Below are 17,180 nucleotides of genomic sequence, written 5' to 3' on the forward strand. Positions count from 1 at the left end.
CGGCAAGTGCCGGTCGGCTTGGAAGCCACGTGGGGGCGGCTTAAAACAAAGGGAATTCTGGGGCTGTGACAACTTTCTTCGGCAAGCTGGGGCTGAAAAAGCGTCAAAACAAGAGAATCATTACGGGCACCGCTGCGACTGCGGCTGGCGCTGTGCTGATCGCCGGGGCTGTGTTGTACCCGGGTTTCAAGACCACGGAGGTGGACTTGAACGACGGCGGTGTGTGGGTTGTGAGCAAAACCAAGAACGCCGTCGGTCGGTTGAACTATCCCTCCCGTGTCCTTGATGGCGCGGTGACGCCTGCCACCACCACGTTCGATGTCCTGCAGCACGAGGGCAACGTCTTCGTCGATGACGAGTCCGGCTCGACCATCAACCAGGTCTCTGCGGCGAACCTGAAGCTCGGTGGCGACAAGCAGCTCCCGTCGTCGTCACAAGTGAGCTACGGTTCCACCGTCCTCTCCGTGACGGACCCTGCCCGCGGCAAGGTGTGGGCGCTTTCTCCCTCGACTGTCAACGGCTTTGATGAGGAGGGAACTGAACCCGTTTTGACCGGGGACCAGGGATTGGTCTCAGCGGTCGGCACGGACAACCGCATCTACACGGCAGACCCCGGCAAGGGCGAAATCTCGGTCATCACTGTTGACGCCGACGGCCAGCGCACCAATTACGAGGTCACCAAGGTTGACGAGCTCAAAGGAGTGGGTGATCTCCAGCTTTCCGTGGTGGGGGACAAGCCTGTGGTCCTGGACGCGGCCTCCGGCAACCTGTTCCTTCCTGGTGGCCGCAGGCTGCAGCTGCAGGATGCCCGGGAAGCAAAACTCCAGCAGACCAGCGAGGACAGCAGCTACGTGGCAATCGCCACCCGCAAGGCACTGCTGAAGCAGCCGTTGGACGGCTCCACTGCCGCAACGGTCAACGCTGACGGTGAGGGCGTCCCCGCAGCTCCCGTCCAGGTCAGCAAGTGCGTCCACGCCGCCTGGGCCGGCGCCAACAAATACCTCCGCGACTGCGACAACGACGCCGACGACAAGAAGAACGACGTCCCCAAGGCCAGTGCCTCGCCGAGCTATGTCTTCCGCGTCAACCGCGACCTCGTGGTGCTCAACGACGTGAACTCGGGCAGCGTCTGGCTGGTCAACCAGAACATGCAGCTGGTCAACAACTGGGACGATGTTGTCCCGCCCAAGAACCAGTCCGATGACCAGGACCAGGAGTCCGCGGACAACAACACCATCAACGTCCTGCCGGACCGCACCAAGCCAAACCGTCCACCGGAAACCAAGCCGGACGAATTCGGTGTCCGCCCCGGCCGCACCTCCATTTTGAGCGTCCTGGACAACGATTCAGACCCCGACGGCGACGTCCTCACCGCGTCCGTGGGAGCCAACGGCCCCAAACTGGGCACTTTGGAAAACATTTACGGCGGCTCCGCCTTCCAGATCAAGGTGCCCGCCGATGCCAAACCGGGAACGGAAGTCTTCGACTACAACGCCGCGGACGGACGCAGCCTCTCCGCGGGCGGCAAGGTCACCCTCCATGTAGTGGCCCCCGAAGAGAACAAGCCTCCGTTCTTCAAACGCGGCGAGCCCACCACCATGGTCGTGGAACAGGGAAAGTCGGTCAGCCAGAACATCCTGACCGACTGGATGGACCCTGACGGCGACGACCTGGTCCTGTTGGACGCCAAGACCGACAACGACCAGGACCAGGTGAAGGTGCGCCGGGACGGCCTGCTGACGTACCAGGATTCCGGGGCCGCGCCGGGCAAGAAGAACGTCACCATCACCGTGTGGGACGGCCGCGCCACCACCACCGGACGCATTGTGGTCAACGTGCAGCCCCCGGGTGCCCTGGCGCCGGTGGTCAACGCCGACCACGTGACAGCCGTGGTGGGCCAGGACCTGGTCATCGCACCGTTGAAGAACGACGTCGATCCCAACGGCGGCGCATTGCGCGTGGCCCACGTCGAGGCCGCCGGACCGGCCGAACTCGGTCCTGTGACCGACGGCGGCACCTTCACGTTCCGGAGCACCACACCTGGGCCGATCTACTTGACGTACATCGCCAGCAACGGCCCGCAAAGCAGCCAGGGGCTCATCCGGGTCGATGTGGAATCCGGCAAGGATGCAGGGGCGCCCGTTGCCGTCCATGACGTAGCGCTGCTGCCCGTGGGTGGAAGCGTCCTGGTGGATCCGCTGGCCAATGACTCAGATCCCTCCGGCGGCGTGCTGGTACTGCAATCGGTAACTGTTCCGGATGGTTCGTCCGCTTCCGTCAGCGTGATCGACCACAGTGTCCTTCGGGTCACGGACGTGCTCGGCTCCAAGGATCCCTTCGTCTTCAGCTACACCATGTCCAATGGCCGCGCCTCAGCCACCGGCACGGTGGGCGTCGTGCCGGTGCCGGCCCCCGCCGTCGTGGAAGCTCCGCAACCGAAACCGGACGAAGTGAACGTGCGTGTCAACGACGTCGTCACCATACCGGTCCTGGACAACGACACCCATCCTCAGGGTGAAGAGTTGTCCGTGGACCCCGTCCTGGCGCAGAACATTGCCGCAGAAGACGGAAAGGCGTTCATCTCGGAGAAGACCCTGCGCTTCATCGCGGGCCCCACGCCCAAGACAGTGCGTGCCATCTACAACGCCGTTGATCCGCAGGGCCAGAAGAGCGCGGCCGCGGTGACCATCCATATCCTTCCGCTCGAAGGCACCCAGAACTCGCGGCCGCAACCGAAGAACCTGACGGCGCGCGTTGTGGCCGGCGGCAGCGTCCGGATTCCGGTTCCGCTGGACGGCATCGATCCCGACGGCGATTCCGTCCAGCTCACCGGCATCGATAGCACTCCCACCATGGGAACCGCGACGGCGGGGAGCAGCTTCATCGACTTCGTCGCCGCCGGTGACGGCGCGGGTACGGATACGTTCCGCTACAAGGTGATTGACCGCCAGGGCGCGGTCAACACCGGAACGGTGACGGTCGGCGTCGCTCCCCGCGGGGACAACAACCAGAAACCGGCTCCCGTCGATGACGAAGTGAAGGTACGGCCTGGCCGGCAGATCGCGGTCGATGCCATCGCCAACGACACCGACCCCGACGGTGACATCATCCGCATCCTCTCGGACAGCCTCGAAGCCGATGCCGGCCTGGACGCCCACGTCAGCAAGACCAGTGGACGCGTCCTGGTGACGGCGCCGGCCGCGGAAGGCACCGTGAACGTCCGCTACTCCGTGGCAGATGACCGTGACGCAGTGGGACAAGCCAGCATCCGCGTGGTGGTCAAGAACGACATCCCGCTCCAGGCACCGATTGCCCGTGACGACCGCGTGACCTCGGCCCAGACGCTCGGGAAAACCGCCGTGGATGTTCCCGTGCTCAAGAACGATGAGGACCCCGACGGCGTGGGGGAGAACCTCAAAGTCAGCACCGAGGTGACCACTGCTCGTCCCGGGCCGGACGGCAATGTGATCGTCGAGCTCACGGAACAACCGCAGCTGGTTCCTTACACGGTGGAAGACGTGGATGGCCAGAAGTCCACAGCCATCATCTGGGTTCCAGGCATCGGCCAGCAGGTCCCCACCCTTGCCAAGGACGAGGTCATTGAGCTGGTTTCGGGCCAGTCGGTAACGGTCGACCTCGCCGAATGGGTGAAGGTCCGCGACGGCCGCTCACCCCGGCTGACACAGACCGACCGCATCAAGCTCATCGGCGCCGACGGAGCAGATCCCGTGGCCAACGGCGGTACCGGTCTGAAGTACACCGCCGGAGCCGAGTACGTCGGTCCGGGCTCGATAAGTTTCGAAGTGACTGACGGCACGGGTCCGGACGATCCCAACGGACTGAAGTCCACCTTGAGCATCCGGACCAAGGTGTTGCCGGACCCCAACAAGAACAACCCGCCTGTCCTTCTCGGCAGCGATCTTGACGTTCCGAAGGGTGATTCCGCGAGCCTGGATCTGGGGAAACTGACCTCCGATCCTGACGCGGACGATGTCCAGAACATGAACTATGAGCTGACAGGGGGAGCCACGGGAGGCTTCAAGGTCTCCATCGAAGGGAAGACCCTCAAGGCCTCCGCGGACGACTCCGTCCAGATCGGACAGTCAGGCACGGTGCAGGTGAAGGCCAAGGATCGCCGCGGGCTAGAAGCCGTGGCCACCTACAAGCTTTCGCTCTCGGCCTCCAACCGTCCCAAGCCCGTGGCGAACGACGACGCCGAGCCGGACGCGCAGTCCGGCAAGCCCGTCACGGTCAACGTCCTGGCCAATGACTCGAACCCGTTCCCGGACACGCCGTTGAAGATCGTTTCGGCCGTCACGGAGACCGGCCAGGGCACGGCCGAGCCGGGTGGTGACAGCGTTACTGTCACTCCTGCTGGTGGTTTCACCGGCACCATGGTTGTCGCGTACACAGTGCAGGACAAGACGGGCGAGCTCTCCCGCTATGCCACGGCCCGTATCCGTTTGACCGTCAAGGACAAGCCGGCGGCGCCCAGTACACCCCTGGCCCAGAGTGTGGGCGACCAAACGGCATTGCTCACCTGGAACGCCCCGGCTGACCGTGGTGCGCCCATCACCAAGTACACGGTGTACGGCGAGAACGGCTTCAAGCAGGATTGCCCCGCCAACACCTGTACGCTGACTGGCCTTACCAACAACGTGAAGTACCACTTCGCCGTCACGGCAACGAACGCCATCAACGAATCAGAGCGTTCCCCGGTCTCGGCCGAGGTCCGTCCTGACGTCAAGCCGGACACCCCCGTGGCTCCCACGTTGAAGTTCGGCGACAAGCAGCTTTCCGTCGCCTGGGTTCCCCCGGCGAGCAAGGGTTCTCCCATCAAGTCCTACGATCTTGAGATTTCGCCTGCCCCGGCAGGTCAGAATCCCCAGATCCAGAACCTGACGGGCAACAGCCACGTGTGGACCGGCCTGACCAACGGCGTGGCCTACAAGGTCCGGGTCCTGGCCCGCAACGACGCCAAGGAACCGTCGGAGTGGAGCACCTACTCGGCCGCGGAGACTCCTGCCGGAGTTCCGGCGACACCTGCTGCCCCGTCCGTCGCGGGCGCCGGGTCCGTGGGCAGCCAGAGCCAGTTGCAGGTCAGCTGGGCGGCCCCGAACAACAATGGCGACGCCGTGTCCAGCTACACGCTCACCACGTACCGTGGCGGCGCGGTGGTTGGTTCCCAGGCAGTGGCAGCTACCTCCCAGAACGTGACAGTGGACAACTCGGAAGCGGACTACTCATTCACGGTCTCGGCCACCAATAAGGCCGGCGTCAGTGGCGTGAGCCAGCAGTCCAACGCCATTCGTGCCGCCGGCAAGCCTGGAATGGTGGGTGCACCCTCGGCAGCACTGGTGGAGACCAACGCCGACGGCGGCAAGATCCGTGTCGCGTTCAACCCGCTCTCCGCGGCGGAACGCAACGGTGCCAACGCCAACGAGATCAGCTACCGCTACGCCCTGACCTCCGGCTCGGGCACCGGTGCGATCCCTGCAGGTGGCGGGGTTGTGGCAGCTCCCAACGGCGCCGACACAGCGGTGGTCGTGTGGGCCATTTCCTCCCGGAACCCAACGCCCGGTGACCGGAGCCCGGCGTCGAACACCGTGAATCCCTACGGCCTTGCCTACGCTCCGACTGTTACCGGCAGCAAGAGCAGCGGGGTAGGGGACAAGACGGTGTCTTGGACCTGGAACGCTCCCAACGGCAACGGCCGGCCGGTTACCGGCTACCAGTACAGCCTCGACGGCGGGGCGTGGCAGAACACCGACCAGCGGAGTTTCTCCAAGACTGTCGGCTTCAGCGAAACGCACACCCTGCAGGTTCGCGCCGTCAGCGGGGGACAGGCAGGACGTGTGGGCAGCGACACCTCGCGCAGCGGTGCCGAGCCGCCACCGCCGCAGCCTCCGGCAGGCGAGGTCAGGGCCCACAACAACACGTGCCCCGGCCAGCCTGGAAGACCGGACACTTACAACCCGAGCGGCCCGAGCTGCGGCGTTGGCTGGGTCTCCAACTCGGAAGGGTGGTTGAACGTCAACTGCACCAAGGACATCTACAACAACGGCACGCCGTGGTACCGCGTCACCGAGGGCAGCCACCCGGGCTGGTACGTGAAGTCCACCACCGTGGATCTGCGCGGAACCAAGCCCGGCGGTTGCTAACCTCTCCGGTCGGCACCAACAACAACTTCATCCCAACACCCCAACACAAGGAACAGGATCAACCGATGACCATGACAAGCGAGCAGGCCGCGTGGTTTGCAGAAACGTTCGAGAAGCTCGTTGCCAACGTGGGCCAGGCCGTCCTGGGCAAGGAACACGTCATCCGGCTGACCTTCACCGCGATGCTGGCAGAGGGCCACGTCCTCTTCGAGGACGCACCGGGCACCGGTAAGACTTCGCTGGCCCGGGCCTTGGCCGCTACGGTCCAGGGTTCGCACAACCGCATCCAGTTCACCCCCGACCTCCTGCCGTCCGATGTCACCGGTGTGACCATCTACGACCAGAAGACGCAGAAGTTCGAGTTCCATAAGGGTCCGGTCTTCAGCAACATCGTCCTGGCCGATGAAATCAACCGAGCCTCACCGAAGACCCAGTCCGCCCTGCTGGAGGTCATGGAGGAGTCCCGCGTGACCGTGGACGGAACCACCTACGAGGCCGGACGGCCGTTCATGGTGCTGGCAACGCAGAACCCGATCGAGCAGGCCGGTACGTACCGTCTTCCGGAAGCCCAGCTGGACCGCTTCCTGATCAAGACCTCCATCGGCTACCCGGACCATGCTTCCACCGTGCGCCTGCTGGGCGGCTCCAACCTGAAGGACCGCTCAAAGGACCTTGCTGCCCTGATCACCACCCAGGCCGTGGCCGACATGGCAGATCTCGCGGCGACAACCCACGTGGACACCGCGGTGCTCGAGTACATTTCGCGGCTCTGCGAGGAGACCCGCAACGCCTCCGAAACCCGGTTGGGTGTTTCGGTTCGTGGTGCCCTTGCCATGGTCCGTGCCGCCAAGGTGTGGGCAGCCGGACAGGGCAGGAACTTCGTGCTGCCGGACGACGTCAAGGAACTGGCACCGGTGGTGTGGACGCACCGTCTGGTCATGGACCCTGAGGCTGAATTCTCGGGCGCCACACCCGAGGTCGTGCTCGCGCGTGTCCTCTCTGAAGTGGCTGCCCCGCAGCAACGCGCCACGGCCTAAGCCAACACAGTCCCGGCGTTTCCCTTCCTCGCACCAGTTCGAACAAAGGCCCCCACATGTCCTCCAGCAAACCCCTGAGCCGGGCTGCTGATTCGCTTAAGCGCGCCACGTCAGCACTTGGCGGCACCCTGCGCTCCGCGCGTGGTTCCGGCAACGACGCGGGCAGACGCCCGGGCAGCCCTAAAAGGCCCGGCAATACCAGGAAACTGCACCCCGCGGCCGTGTGGGCCGAGGCCGCCGGAGCAGCGGGGGAGATCCTCGCTCCGGCGTGGGAGAAATTCCGCGCCCTCTGGCTGCGCTATGCCTGGCCGGTCCTCTCCGTTGTCAGCCTGCTCGGCTGGGTGGTTCTGGCGGCATCGATCGGGCTCTGGTGGGCAGGACAGGCGTGGGGCTGGCAGGAAGCGAAGTCCGCGGCGTTGGTGGCATTCCTGCTGTTCCTGCTGGCCATCGGCTTTATTGTGGGCCGATCGGCGTACGGCGTGGTCCTGGACCTGGCCCGCACCCGCGTGGCCGTAGGCGATGATGCGGTGGGAAGCATTGCGGTCTCCAACGTCTCGGCACGCCCGTTGCTGCCAGCAGCGCTGGAGTTGCCTGTCGGTGCCAACACGGCCGTGTTCCACCTGCCCCGCATGAAGCCCGCACAGGTGCACGAGGACCTTTTCACCATCCCGACGGCCCGCCGCGCCGTCATCGTCGTCGGACCCGTGCGCTCGGTGCGCGCCGACCCGCTCCACCTGCTGCGCCGGCGCGTGCTCTGGACCGAACCCGTGGACCTGTTCGTGCACCCGCGGACCGTGGCGCTGGGCGGCTCAGCGGCCGGCTTCATCCGCGACCTTGAGGGCATGCCCACCACTGAACTTTCCAGTGCCGATGTTTCGTTCCACGCCCTTCGCGATTATGTGCCCGGCGATGACCGGCGGCACATCCACTGGAAGACCACGGCCCGTACCAACAAGCTCATGGTCCGCCAGTTCGAGGAAACGCGCCGGGCCCACCTCGCTATTGCCCTGTCGATCAACACCGATGAGTACGATTCCGAAGCGGAATTCGAAATGGCCATCTCGGTGGCCGGGTCCATTGGCCGCCAGGCGATCAGCGAACAGCGCGACCTCGATGTCCTGACCCAAAAAGGTCCGCTGCGCTGCGAAACCGGCCGTAACCTGCTGGACGACATGACACGGATCATCGGCGCGCCCCTGCGCAAGACCGCCGTCGACCTCGCCCGGACCTTGTCCGATACCGTCCCGAATGCCTCCGTGGTGTTCTTTGTCGTGGGCAGCCACGTCACCGCCACGCAACTGCGGTCAGCGGCGGCCTCGGTCCCGCCGGGAGTCCGCAGCCTGGCCGTCCGCGTCCAACCCGGCGCCGCGCCGTCGAGGGCCAATATCGCGGACCTGACCGTCCTCACCGTTGGCGACCTCGACGATCTGGCCATCGTTCTTCGAAAGGCGGCAGCATGAGCACCGCGCCCAACGTCCGAGTGCGTCCGCGTGCGGAGAAATCCGCGAAGGCCAATGCCCGCAAACGCGCTGCAGGCGGATCCATGTTCGCCGACGACCGCCCGTTGTGGCACTTCTTTGTCGACTGCGGCGCCCTGGTGGTGCTGCTTTTGTTGGGCGTCCTCGGATTCACGCTGAGCTTCGGCGGCGACGCGCGCTTCCTGGTCGCAGGACTCGGCGGCGTGGTCCTCGGGCTCGGCATCGCCGTCCTGAATGCCCACCTGCGCCTTGGTTTGCTCATCACGGCAGCTGCGACTTTTGGTGCCTACATGCTGTTCGGTTCCGCGCTGGCGGTTCCGGATTCTGCTGTGCTGGGCGTCCTGCCGTCCCTGGATTCCCTGCGCACGCTGCTGCTGGGCATTGTTTTCTCCTGGAAGGACATGCTCACCGTCGGTGTTCCCGTGGGCACCGCCAACGGAACGCTGATTGTGCCGTTCCTGAGCGCGCTGCTCATGGCCCTGGCCGCCGGGCTCCTGACGTGGCGGATGAAGAGCCCCTACTGGCCGCTGCTTCCGGTACTGGTCCTCTTCGTCACCGGCATCGCCTTCAGTACCAGTTCGGGCTTCCTGAACGTGGAGCGCGGCGTTTCCCTGACGATCATCTCGATCGTCTGGGCGACGTTCCGCCGTGAGGTGCTCCGCCAGCGCAGCACCAGGACCGTCTCGGCCAACAGGCCCGATTCCGACGCCGGTACGGCCCGCCGCGGCCAGCTGCGCCGCCTCGGTACTGCTGCAGCGGTCATCGCCGTCGCCGTGGGCGTGACGGCCCTTGCTTCTCCCTTGGTGACAGCCAGCGATGACCGGAAGGTGCTGCGCAACACCATCGTCCCGCCCTTCGATCCCCGGGATTACATCACTCCGCTGGCGAGCTTCCGCAACTTCGTCAAGGACGAAAAGGACACCACCCTGTTCACCGTCAAGGGCCTGCCCAAGGATGCCCGCGTCCGGCTGGCGGCGTTGGACGCGTTCAACGGCTTGAACTACACCATGGATCCGAACAGCTCCGGCAACTTCAGCAAAGTCGGCGATGCGAAGTCGCTGAACACGCTGGCCGAGTCCGGGAGCCCGGTCCAAGGCACCAACTACACATTGGACATCACGGTTGAGGACTATCAGGGCTACTTCGTTCCGGGTGGCCGCCACACCACCGGAATGAGCTTTGCGGACACCTCGGGAGCAGCGTCAGGGCTCTACTTCAATGCCGGCACCGACACCGCAGTGACCACCAAGGGCCTGGGCAAGGGGGAGAACTACACCGTCCAGGTCTCGGACCCCGGAACGTTGGAGCACGGGCAGCTGACCCAGTATGACTTCGCCAAGCTCACGCTGCCCGAAGCCGAGGAAGTACCACCGATCGTCGCATCACAGGCGAACGAATTGTCGGCGGATGCACCCACCGCCATCGACCGCGTCCGGCAGATCGAGGCGCACTTCCAAAAGAGCGGCGCCTTCAGTAACGGCCTGGTGGCAGAGGGGCAGCTTCCGAGCCTTCCCGGCCACAGCGCGGCCCGCATCCGCAACATGCTCTCGGCCAAGCAGATGCTCGGCGACGACGAGCAGTACGCAGTCTCAATGTCCCTCATGCTCCGGCATCTGGGTATTCCCTCGCGTGTTGTCATGGGCTTCTATCCGGATCCCAAGAGCCCGGAGAACGGCGCCGGCGACATCAAGATCACCGGCAAGGATGTACACGCTTGGGTGGAGGTGGCCTTCGACCGTGTCGGTTGGGTTTCCTTCGATCCCACCCCGCCCAAGGACAACGTGCCCATCCCGCCGGATCCGCAGAACAAGTCCAAGCCCAAGCCCCAGGTGCTGCAGCCGCCGCCCCCGCCGCAGGAGCCCGCGGACCTGCCGCCGGACTCCACTCCGGATGCCCTGGACGCGGATGAGAAGAAGAACAACCCGTGGCTCTTCTGGGGGCCGCTGCTTGCCGCCATCGGCGTGGCATTGATTCCGTTGGCGATTCTCGCCGTGCCGTTGCTGCTGATTCTGCTGTTGAAATCACGACGCCGGAAGGCACGTTTCCGTGATGGCCACCCCGCGCAGCGGGTCGGCGCAGGATGGAGCGAGGTATTGAGCCTCGTCACCGACATGGGTGCCTCGATCGACTCCAAGTCAACCAGGCGCGAGTCTGCCTCGGTGATCGCGGAAGCATTCCCTACCGCAGGGAATACCACCACCATGCTTGCCCATCGCGCGGACGCCGCAGTGTTCGGCGCGGGGCAGCCGAGTGAGTCGGAGGTCAAGGAGTACTGGGAGATCGTGGACACATCGCTGACCGACATCACCGGCAGTGTTGGCTTCTGGAAGCGGCAGCAGGCACGGTTCTCACCGCGTTCGTTGCTGGCGGACGCCCGGGCGGCCCTGCGTCGTCGTCAACAAGGTTCCGCCAGGAACCAAACTCCGGGTGAACCGGGGGCGCGGCGCTTGAAGTTGCCCTTCACGAAGGACAGCACCGATGAGCAGTGAGACCGAACTTTGCCCGGCCTGCCGGCATGCCGTCCGGCCCGGCGCCGCTTTCTGCAACCAGTGCGGATCGCCGCTGAACAACCGCGGAGCCCGCAAGGAGGGCAACATCAACCATGCCCAGCGGGCCGCACTGGAATCGGCTGCCCGGCAGGGCCTGTCCGATCCCGGTAGTATCTCCGTAGTGTCGGCACCAGCGTCGCCGGCACATCCGGGGACAAGCACTGTCCCGGACAGGACGCCTGGGCCAGGGGGAGGGACCACTATGACCACCAAGCTCGACCTCGTTCCCGCCTCTGCCGGCAAACGGCTGGGCGCGGCGGTGTTGGACTGGTTGGGGCCGGTGGCTGTCCTCGCCACAACGTTTGCCATCGGCATCGCGGGCATTACGCAAACGCGCCGGAACGGCTTCATTGTTTACGACACCGGGCTGCTGGTCCTCCTCGGCAGCATCGGCCTGGCCGTGACTGTGGTGTATATCTTCGTGTTGTTGGCCCTTGAGGCGAAGTCCGGGAACACCATTGGCAACCAGCTCATGGGAATCCGCAGCACTGATGCCGATGGCTACGCTCCGGGTGCCGGCGCGGTGTTTGTCCGGGGCATCCTGACCGGTGCTGTCCTGATCGTGGGGTCACTGGCTGCTGTCATCCTGTCGGCGTTGGGACTCTTGGGACTTGTTGTCTTTATCGCTTTGCCGCTGATGGTGCTGGGGGTTGCCTGGGCCATCCTGGTGGTGCTCTCCAACGCCTGGGATTCCAACGGCAAGGTGCGTGGCTGGCACGACAAGGCGGCCAAGACCTTGGTGTTCGACGTCAATGCGGGCCGCAATCCCGTCACTACCGGAGGAATCCAAGGTCCTTACAGCTTCGCTCCCATGGACCTTCCTCCGGTACAACCGGTGATCTCCCCAGTGCCGTCGGGACGCGCTTCCACCCCGTCGCTGCCCGTGCCAAGCCAATCCGCCCCCGCACAGACGACTCCCGCCCAGGCGACGTCACCGCATCAGGCGGCCCCGGCGTCGTCCGTTGCCCCGGCCGTGCAGCCCTCACATGACCCGAACCAGTGGCGGCCGCCGACGCCGCGCCAGGTGCCGGCCCCGCAGCAAGCGCCTCTCACGCAGCCAGCACCAGTTGCGCAGCAAGCTCCGGTCGTTCCGCAGCCTCACACGGTCCCGGCGCCGGGACTTCCCGCCCATCCTGACGACGACGTCGAGCGCACCCAGATGCGCCCAGGCGCGGCCCGTGCACAGGCTGTCCTTCGGATACGGATCGACGACGGCCAGGACGTCCAGCTCGGCGGAAGCGTCCTTCTTGGCCGGAATCCCGCTGCGCAGCCCGGGGAAGTCGTCGAGCAGCTGCTGCCGGTGTCGGATCCGGGCAGGTCGATTTCCAAAACCCATCTGCATCTTCGGGTGGACGGGGATGGCGTGTGGGTCACGGACCGCAATTCCACCAATGGCAGTGCCGTCACCACCCCTGACGGTTTGCAAACCAGGCTCACGCCCGGCGAGGCATCCTTCGTCCGGCCAGGTTCCACCGTTCAATTCGGGGACCGTTCCTTCCACCTAGGACAAGCATGAATTCACAGCCGGCCACCAACGCCAACGCCGACGCCGTCCCGGCCACCGGCGGGTCCTCGTTCCGCCTGAGTTACGGCTACGGAACGGACCGTGGACTGCGTCGTGAATTGAACGAGGATTCGTTCATCGCCGCCGACCCTGTGTTCGCCGTCGCTGATGGCATGGGCGGCCACGAGGCCGGTGAGATCGCCAGCGGCATGTGCGTGCGCACCCTGGGGAGCGCTCCCGAGCTCGCCTCAGGGCTGCGGAGCGCCTCTGCAGCGGACCTGCAGGCATGCCTCTTGAAAGCCGATGCTGCCATCAGGGAGGCCACCGGTGCCCGTGCCGGCACCACGCTCTCCGGCGTGGTGGTTGTGGAACAAATGGGTTTGCCGTACTGGCTGGTGATGAACATCGGCGATTCCCGGACCTATCGGCTGAGCCAAGGTGAATTCGCGCAGATCAGCGTGGACCACTCGGAGGTACAGGAGCTGGTGGATTCCGGGGACATCACCTCGGAGCAGGCCGCCGTCCACCCGCGCCGCCACGTGGTCACCCGTGCCCTGGGCACCGGGGATGAAACCGAAGCGGACTTCTGGCTCCTTCCCATCCAGGAGGGCGACCGGATCATGGTCTGCTCGGATGGTCTCAACGGTGAACTGGGCGATGACCACATGTTCCGGATCCTCAGCACAGTGGCCCACCCGCAGGACGCCGTGGATGCCCTCATCCAAGCGGCGCTCCGAAGCGGCGGACGTGACAACGTCACCGTGATTGTGGTTGACGCCAAGAACGTACTGAACGACGCCGGCATCGCCATCACAGCGCCCCGCCCGGAAGTCGGGACAGACGTGGAGGAGGACACCCTTCCCAAAGCCTGGGTAAATGGCACCGACCATGAGGAAGACGCCGATGGCAAGCAGTAACCTCCTGTCCCACACGCGGTACCGGCAGGGCGAGTGGTTTGGAGTTATCCGCAACGGAACAGCGGTACTTCTCGGTCCCGACACCCCGCACGCCCTGCTGGATACCGTGTGGGAATTGCTGTCTTCCTCTCCCGAAGCCCACGAAGTCCTGCACGAAGTGACAGAGGCTTTTGGTGTTTCGCTGAGCAGGATCCCGCCGTTCGGAATTATCGATTCCAAGGATGCGCTGCGGGTCTTCCTTCGCGGCGACCTCGAATTGTCGGTACAGCTGGCCGATCGCCAGGAACACCTGACAGGCCGTGATGTCACCACTTGGACGGAGCGCCGCATCGCCGGCGCCACGGCCTTGAGCATCCACATCGGGGCAGAAGCCACCGAAGGGATGGAACGCCCACGGTTGGATACCCTCCCGGTGAAGGACGGCGTGGTGTTGTTGGCTTCGTTGGAGGCCGGCGGGCAGGGCATTGCTGTGGACGGGCCGACGACGGCGGAACCGGCCTCGGAGCCTGCGGTTGCGGCTGCGGCACCTGCCGTGCAGGCACCGGCGGCCTCTGTCTCCGACGAAACCATGATCGGGTACCACGAAGCCGACCTTGGGCTGACGATTGCACCCGGACAAGCGCCCGTCATTGACGGTCACCTCGGCGGCGCGTCTGCTCCAGTCGACCAACCCGCGTCCGGGGACGAATCCGCATCCGGGGAACCGGGAGCAACTGAAATCAGTGCCCCCGAAGATTCCGGGGAGGAGCCCGAGGAGGAGCCTGACGGGGAGCCTGCTCCAGCCGAAAGCGACGATGACCTTGTGGTGAACGACCACGAGGTCCCGGTCCACACCAGCACCACGGATCCATTGAGTCCCTCTCTGGAAAACACCACGAACTACGATCACCTGTGGGACAAGACGGTGATGCGCAACATCGAGGACGCCGCAGTGCGCCTGGACAGCGATGCCGATGACCACGACGCTCCGGTCAGCCATGCACCTGCTCCGCAACCGCCGTCGGCTCCGCAACCGCCGTCGGAAACCGAACAACCAGCGCCGGAACCTTCGACGCCGGCACCCGCGCCGCCGTCGGAAGCCAGCCACTCAGCCGCTCCGGCCGCATCCGGTGGCCTGATCGATTCTGTGCCCTGGCTCCGCAGCGCGCCGTCGGCGCCGCCGGTGGCCCAGCCGGCACCGCAGGTTCCGGCTGCCTGGACGCCTGCACCGGCATCTTCGGGCAGCGTGGTGGACGAGGACTCGGACCACGACGGGCAGACCATCATGAAAAGCAGCCTTCCCCGGACCAGTGACACGGGGGAGGCCGGGACGTCCAGTGACGCACCCGCCGTCAACGGCCCGAGCGTCCTGGCCAGGGTCTGCCCGCAGGGGCACGCCAACCCGCCCACCTACCCACTGTGCTCGGTGTGCGGAGCTCCCATCAGCGGGGATGCCGTTCATGTTCCGCGCCCGCGTTTGGGCCGCATGCGGCTTTCCACCGGGGAACTGATCGACCTGGACCAGTCGCTCATCATTGGCCGCCAGCCCTCGGTTTCGCGTGTCCAGGGAGGCACGATGCCCCGCCTGGTCCAGGTGGAGAGCCCTGGCGGGGACATTTCCAGGTCCCACGTGGAGGTCCGGTTGGAAGGGTGGCATGTAATGCTGTGCGACCTCAAGGCCACCAATGGCACCGTGCTCATCCGCGAGGGCCAGGCACCCCGCCGGCTTGCCCAGAATGAGATGGCCATCCTGCTGGACGGCGACATTGCCGAACTCGGCGACGACATTTCATTGCGTTTTGAGGAGATTCTTTGAGTTCCAAGAGGCCCCCCGCACCGCCTCCCCCCATCCCGGGCTTCAAATACATCAGCCTGCTCGGCTCGGGTGGCTTTTCCGACGTCTACCTTTACGAGCAAGACAGGCCGCGCCGAAAAGTAGCCGTCAAGGTGCTGTTGTCAGACCTCAAGACCGAGGGTGCGCGCCGCCGCTTCGAATCCGAAGCCAACCTGATGGCGCAGCTGTCCTCGCATCCTTACATCGTGACGATCTTCGAAGCGGAGATCACCGAGACCGGACACTCGTACCTGGCCATGGAGTACTGCTCGCGGCCGAGCCTCGATGTGCGGTACAGGCGCCAGCGCTTCAGCGTCGATGAGGTCCTTGCTGTCGGCATCCAGGTGGCGTCCGCCGTCGAGACCGCCCACCGGGCCGGAATCGTGCACCGGGACATCAAGCCGGCCAACATCCTGGTCACCGACTACAACCGCCCGGCGCTGACGGACTTCGGTATTTCCGGCACCATCGGTGCCGATTCCGAGGACGACGCCGGCATGTCCATTCCGTGGTCGCCGCCCGAGCAGTTCCGCGGCGGCGCAGTGGACGGTGTGCCGGTCGACATCTGGGCCTTGGGCGCCACGCTCTATACGCTTTTGGCGGGCCGCTCACCCTTCGTGCTTCCCGGGCAGGACAATTCGCAGCGGGAATTGATTTCCCGCATCACCAACGCACCCCTTCCCAGGCTTGGCCGCGCGGATGTTCCGGAATCCCTGGAACTGGCGCTGGCAACGGCCATGGCCAAGTCTCCGGGATCCCGGTACTCCTCGGCGCACGCCTTTGCTTTGGCCCTGCAGCGCATCCAGACCGAGCTGAACCTGTCGGTGACGCCTTTCGAGGTGCTCGAGGAACCGGGGCACGGCGACGATCAACACCCTGACGACAACGTCGAGGAAACCCGGGTCCGGAGCATCGCATCGATCGATCCGGACGCCTCGGGTACTGCCGGCACCGGTTCCGCCCCTACCTTCCCGGCGCGGACTTTCCCATCCACTGTCCCGGCCACCACGTCGCAGACCGGCAACACGGCGCAAACTGCCAGCACCTCCCAGACCGCACAAAGGCCCGCCGTCTGGCAAGCGCCCGCCCAGCAGGGACCCCCGCAACAGCCGCTTCCGCAGTTCCAGACCCAGCAGGCAGCAGGGGCCGACACCGACACCGGAGAATCGACTGTCCTTCGTGGTTGGCAGCCGTCGGGCCGTACTGCGAACGTCGACGATACCGTCAGCCGCACAGCATCGCGGGCAGCATCCGAAACCTCGGAAGAGGCGCCGCTTGTTGACCACAGCAAGCGCAACCTGTGGCTCGCGGTGACTGGCGCCGCCGTCCTGGTGGTCGCGATCGTCGTCGGGGTTGTCCTCGGCGCCAACGCGCAGCCGAAGGTCGCGCCGACTGAGGCGGCGAGCGTGAAGCCGGCGGATCCCCTCGGCGATGGCGGGGTACCGGAAGTCGAAGGCCTGAGCGGCACGCGGGACCCGGTGAAGCCGGACTTCGCCGACTTCAGCTGGACAAATCCGCAGCCCAAGCCTGGAGACACGTACAAATGGCGATACCGCACCGCCCTCATCCCGGAAGGCGAATACGAGTCCGTCAAGGAGCCGAAAGTACGTGCTTATTTCGGCAAGGAAGAGAAGCTCTGTATCCAGGTCATCATTGTCCGTACTGACGGTTCGGCATCTCCGGGAGACAAGGGCTCCATCGCCTGTGTGCAGTAACCACCG

At 65.3% G+C, this 17,180-nt stretch carries 8 protein-coding genes; all 8 read left to right on the plus strand.

Features of this window, described 5'->3' with window-relative positions:
• Positions 1 to 65 precede the first annotated feature (65 nt).
• The 8 genes from PQ627_RS15600 to PQ627_RS15635 all read left to right on the plus strand — a co-directional run bounded on the left by PQ627_RS15600 (position 66) and on the right by PQ627_RS15635 (position 17,174).
• A complete protein-coding gene (locus PQ627_RS15600) occupies positions 66 to 6,161 on the plus strand; it encodes an Ig-like domain-containing protein (RefSeq protein WP_274262409.1) in 6,096 nt (2,031 codons plus the stop codon).
• Between the two features lie 65 nt (positions 6,162 to 6,226).
• Positions 6,227 to 7,198, plus strand: a complete 972-nt coding sequence (locus PQ627_RS15605) for an AAA family ATPase (RefSeq protein ID WP_144662001.1) — start codon at positions 6,227 to 6,229, stop codon at positions 7,196 to 7,198.
• 56 nt (positions 7,199 to 7,254) lie between these two features.
• Positions 7,255 to 8,658 carry a DUF58 domain-containing protein gene (locus PQ627_RS15610; protein ID WP_274262410.1) on the plus strand — a complete coding sequence of 468 codons (1,404 nt, stop codon included), beginning with the start codon at positions 7,255 to 7,257 and terminating at the stop codon, positions 8,656 to 8,658.
• The gene (locus PQ627_RS15615; protein WP_274262411.1) at positions 8,655 to 11,165 is read left to right on the plus strand and encodes a transglutaminase-like domain-containing protein; all 2,511 of its coding nucleotides are present in this window, start codon (positions 8,655 to 8,657) and stop codon (positions 11,163 to 11,165) included. The genes PQ627_RS15610 and PQ627_RS15615 overlap by 4 nt, the downstream gene beginning before the upstream one ends.
• Positions 11,155 to 12,741, plus strand: a complete 1,587-nt coding sequence (locus PQ627_RS15620; protein WP_274262412.1) for an RDD family protein — start codon at positions 11,155 to 11,157, stop codon at positions 12,739 to 12,741. Before PQ627_RS15615 ends, PQ627_RS15620 begins: the two co-directional genes overlap by 11 nt.
• Complete coding sequence (locus PQ627_RS15625; RefSeq protein WP_274262413.1) at positions 12,738 to 13,646, plus strand: PP2C family protein-serine/threonine phosphatase; 909 nt, start codon at positions 12,738 to 12,740, stop codon at positions 13,644 to 13,646. The genes PQ627_RS15620 and PQ627_RS15625 overlap by 4 nt, the downstream gene beginning before the upstream one ends.
• Complete coding sequence (locus PQ627_RS15630; RefSeq protein WP_274262414.1) at positions 13,633 to 15,441, plus strand: FHA domain-containing protein; 1,809 nt, start codon at positions 13,633 to 13,635, stop codon at positions 15,439 to 15,441. The genes PQ627_RS15625 and PQ627_RS15630 overlap by 14 nt, the downstream gene beginning before the upstream one ends.
• Positions 15,438 to 17,174 carry a serine/threonine-protein kinase gene (locus PQ627_RS15635; RefSeq protein WP_274262415.1) on the plus strand — a complete coding sequence of 579 codons (1,737 nt, stop codon included), beginning with the start codon at positions 15,438 to 15,440 and terminating at the stop codon, positions 17,172 to 17,174. The genes PQ627_RS15630 and PQ627_RS15635 overlap by 4 nt, the downstream gene beginning before the upstream one ends.
• Positions 17,175 to 17,180 lie beyond the last annotated feature (6 nt).

It is taken from the genome of Paenarthrobacter sp. AB444 (assembly GCF_028736865.1).
GTDB classification, from domain to species: Bacteria; Actinomycetota; Actinomycetes; order Actinomycetales; family Micrococcaceae; genus Arthrobacter; species Arthrobacter nicotinovorans_B.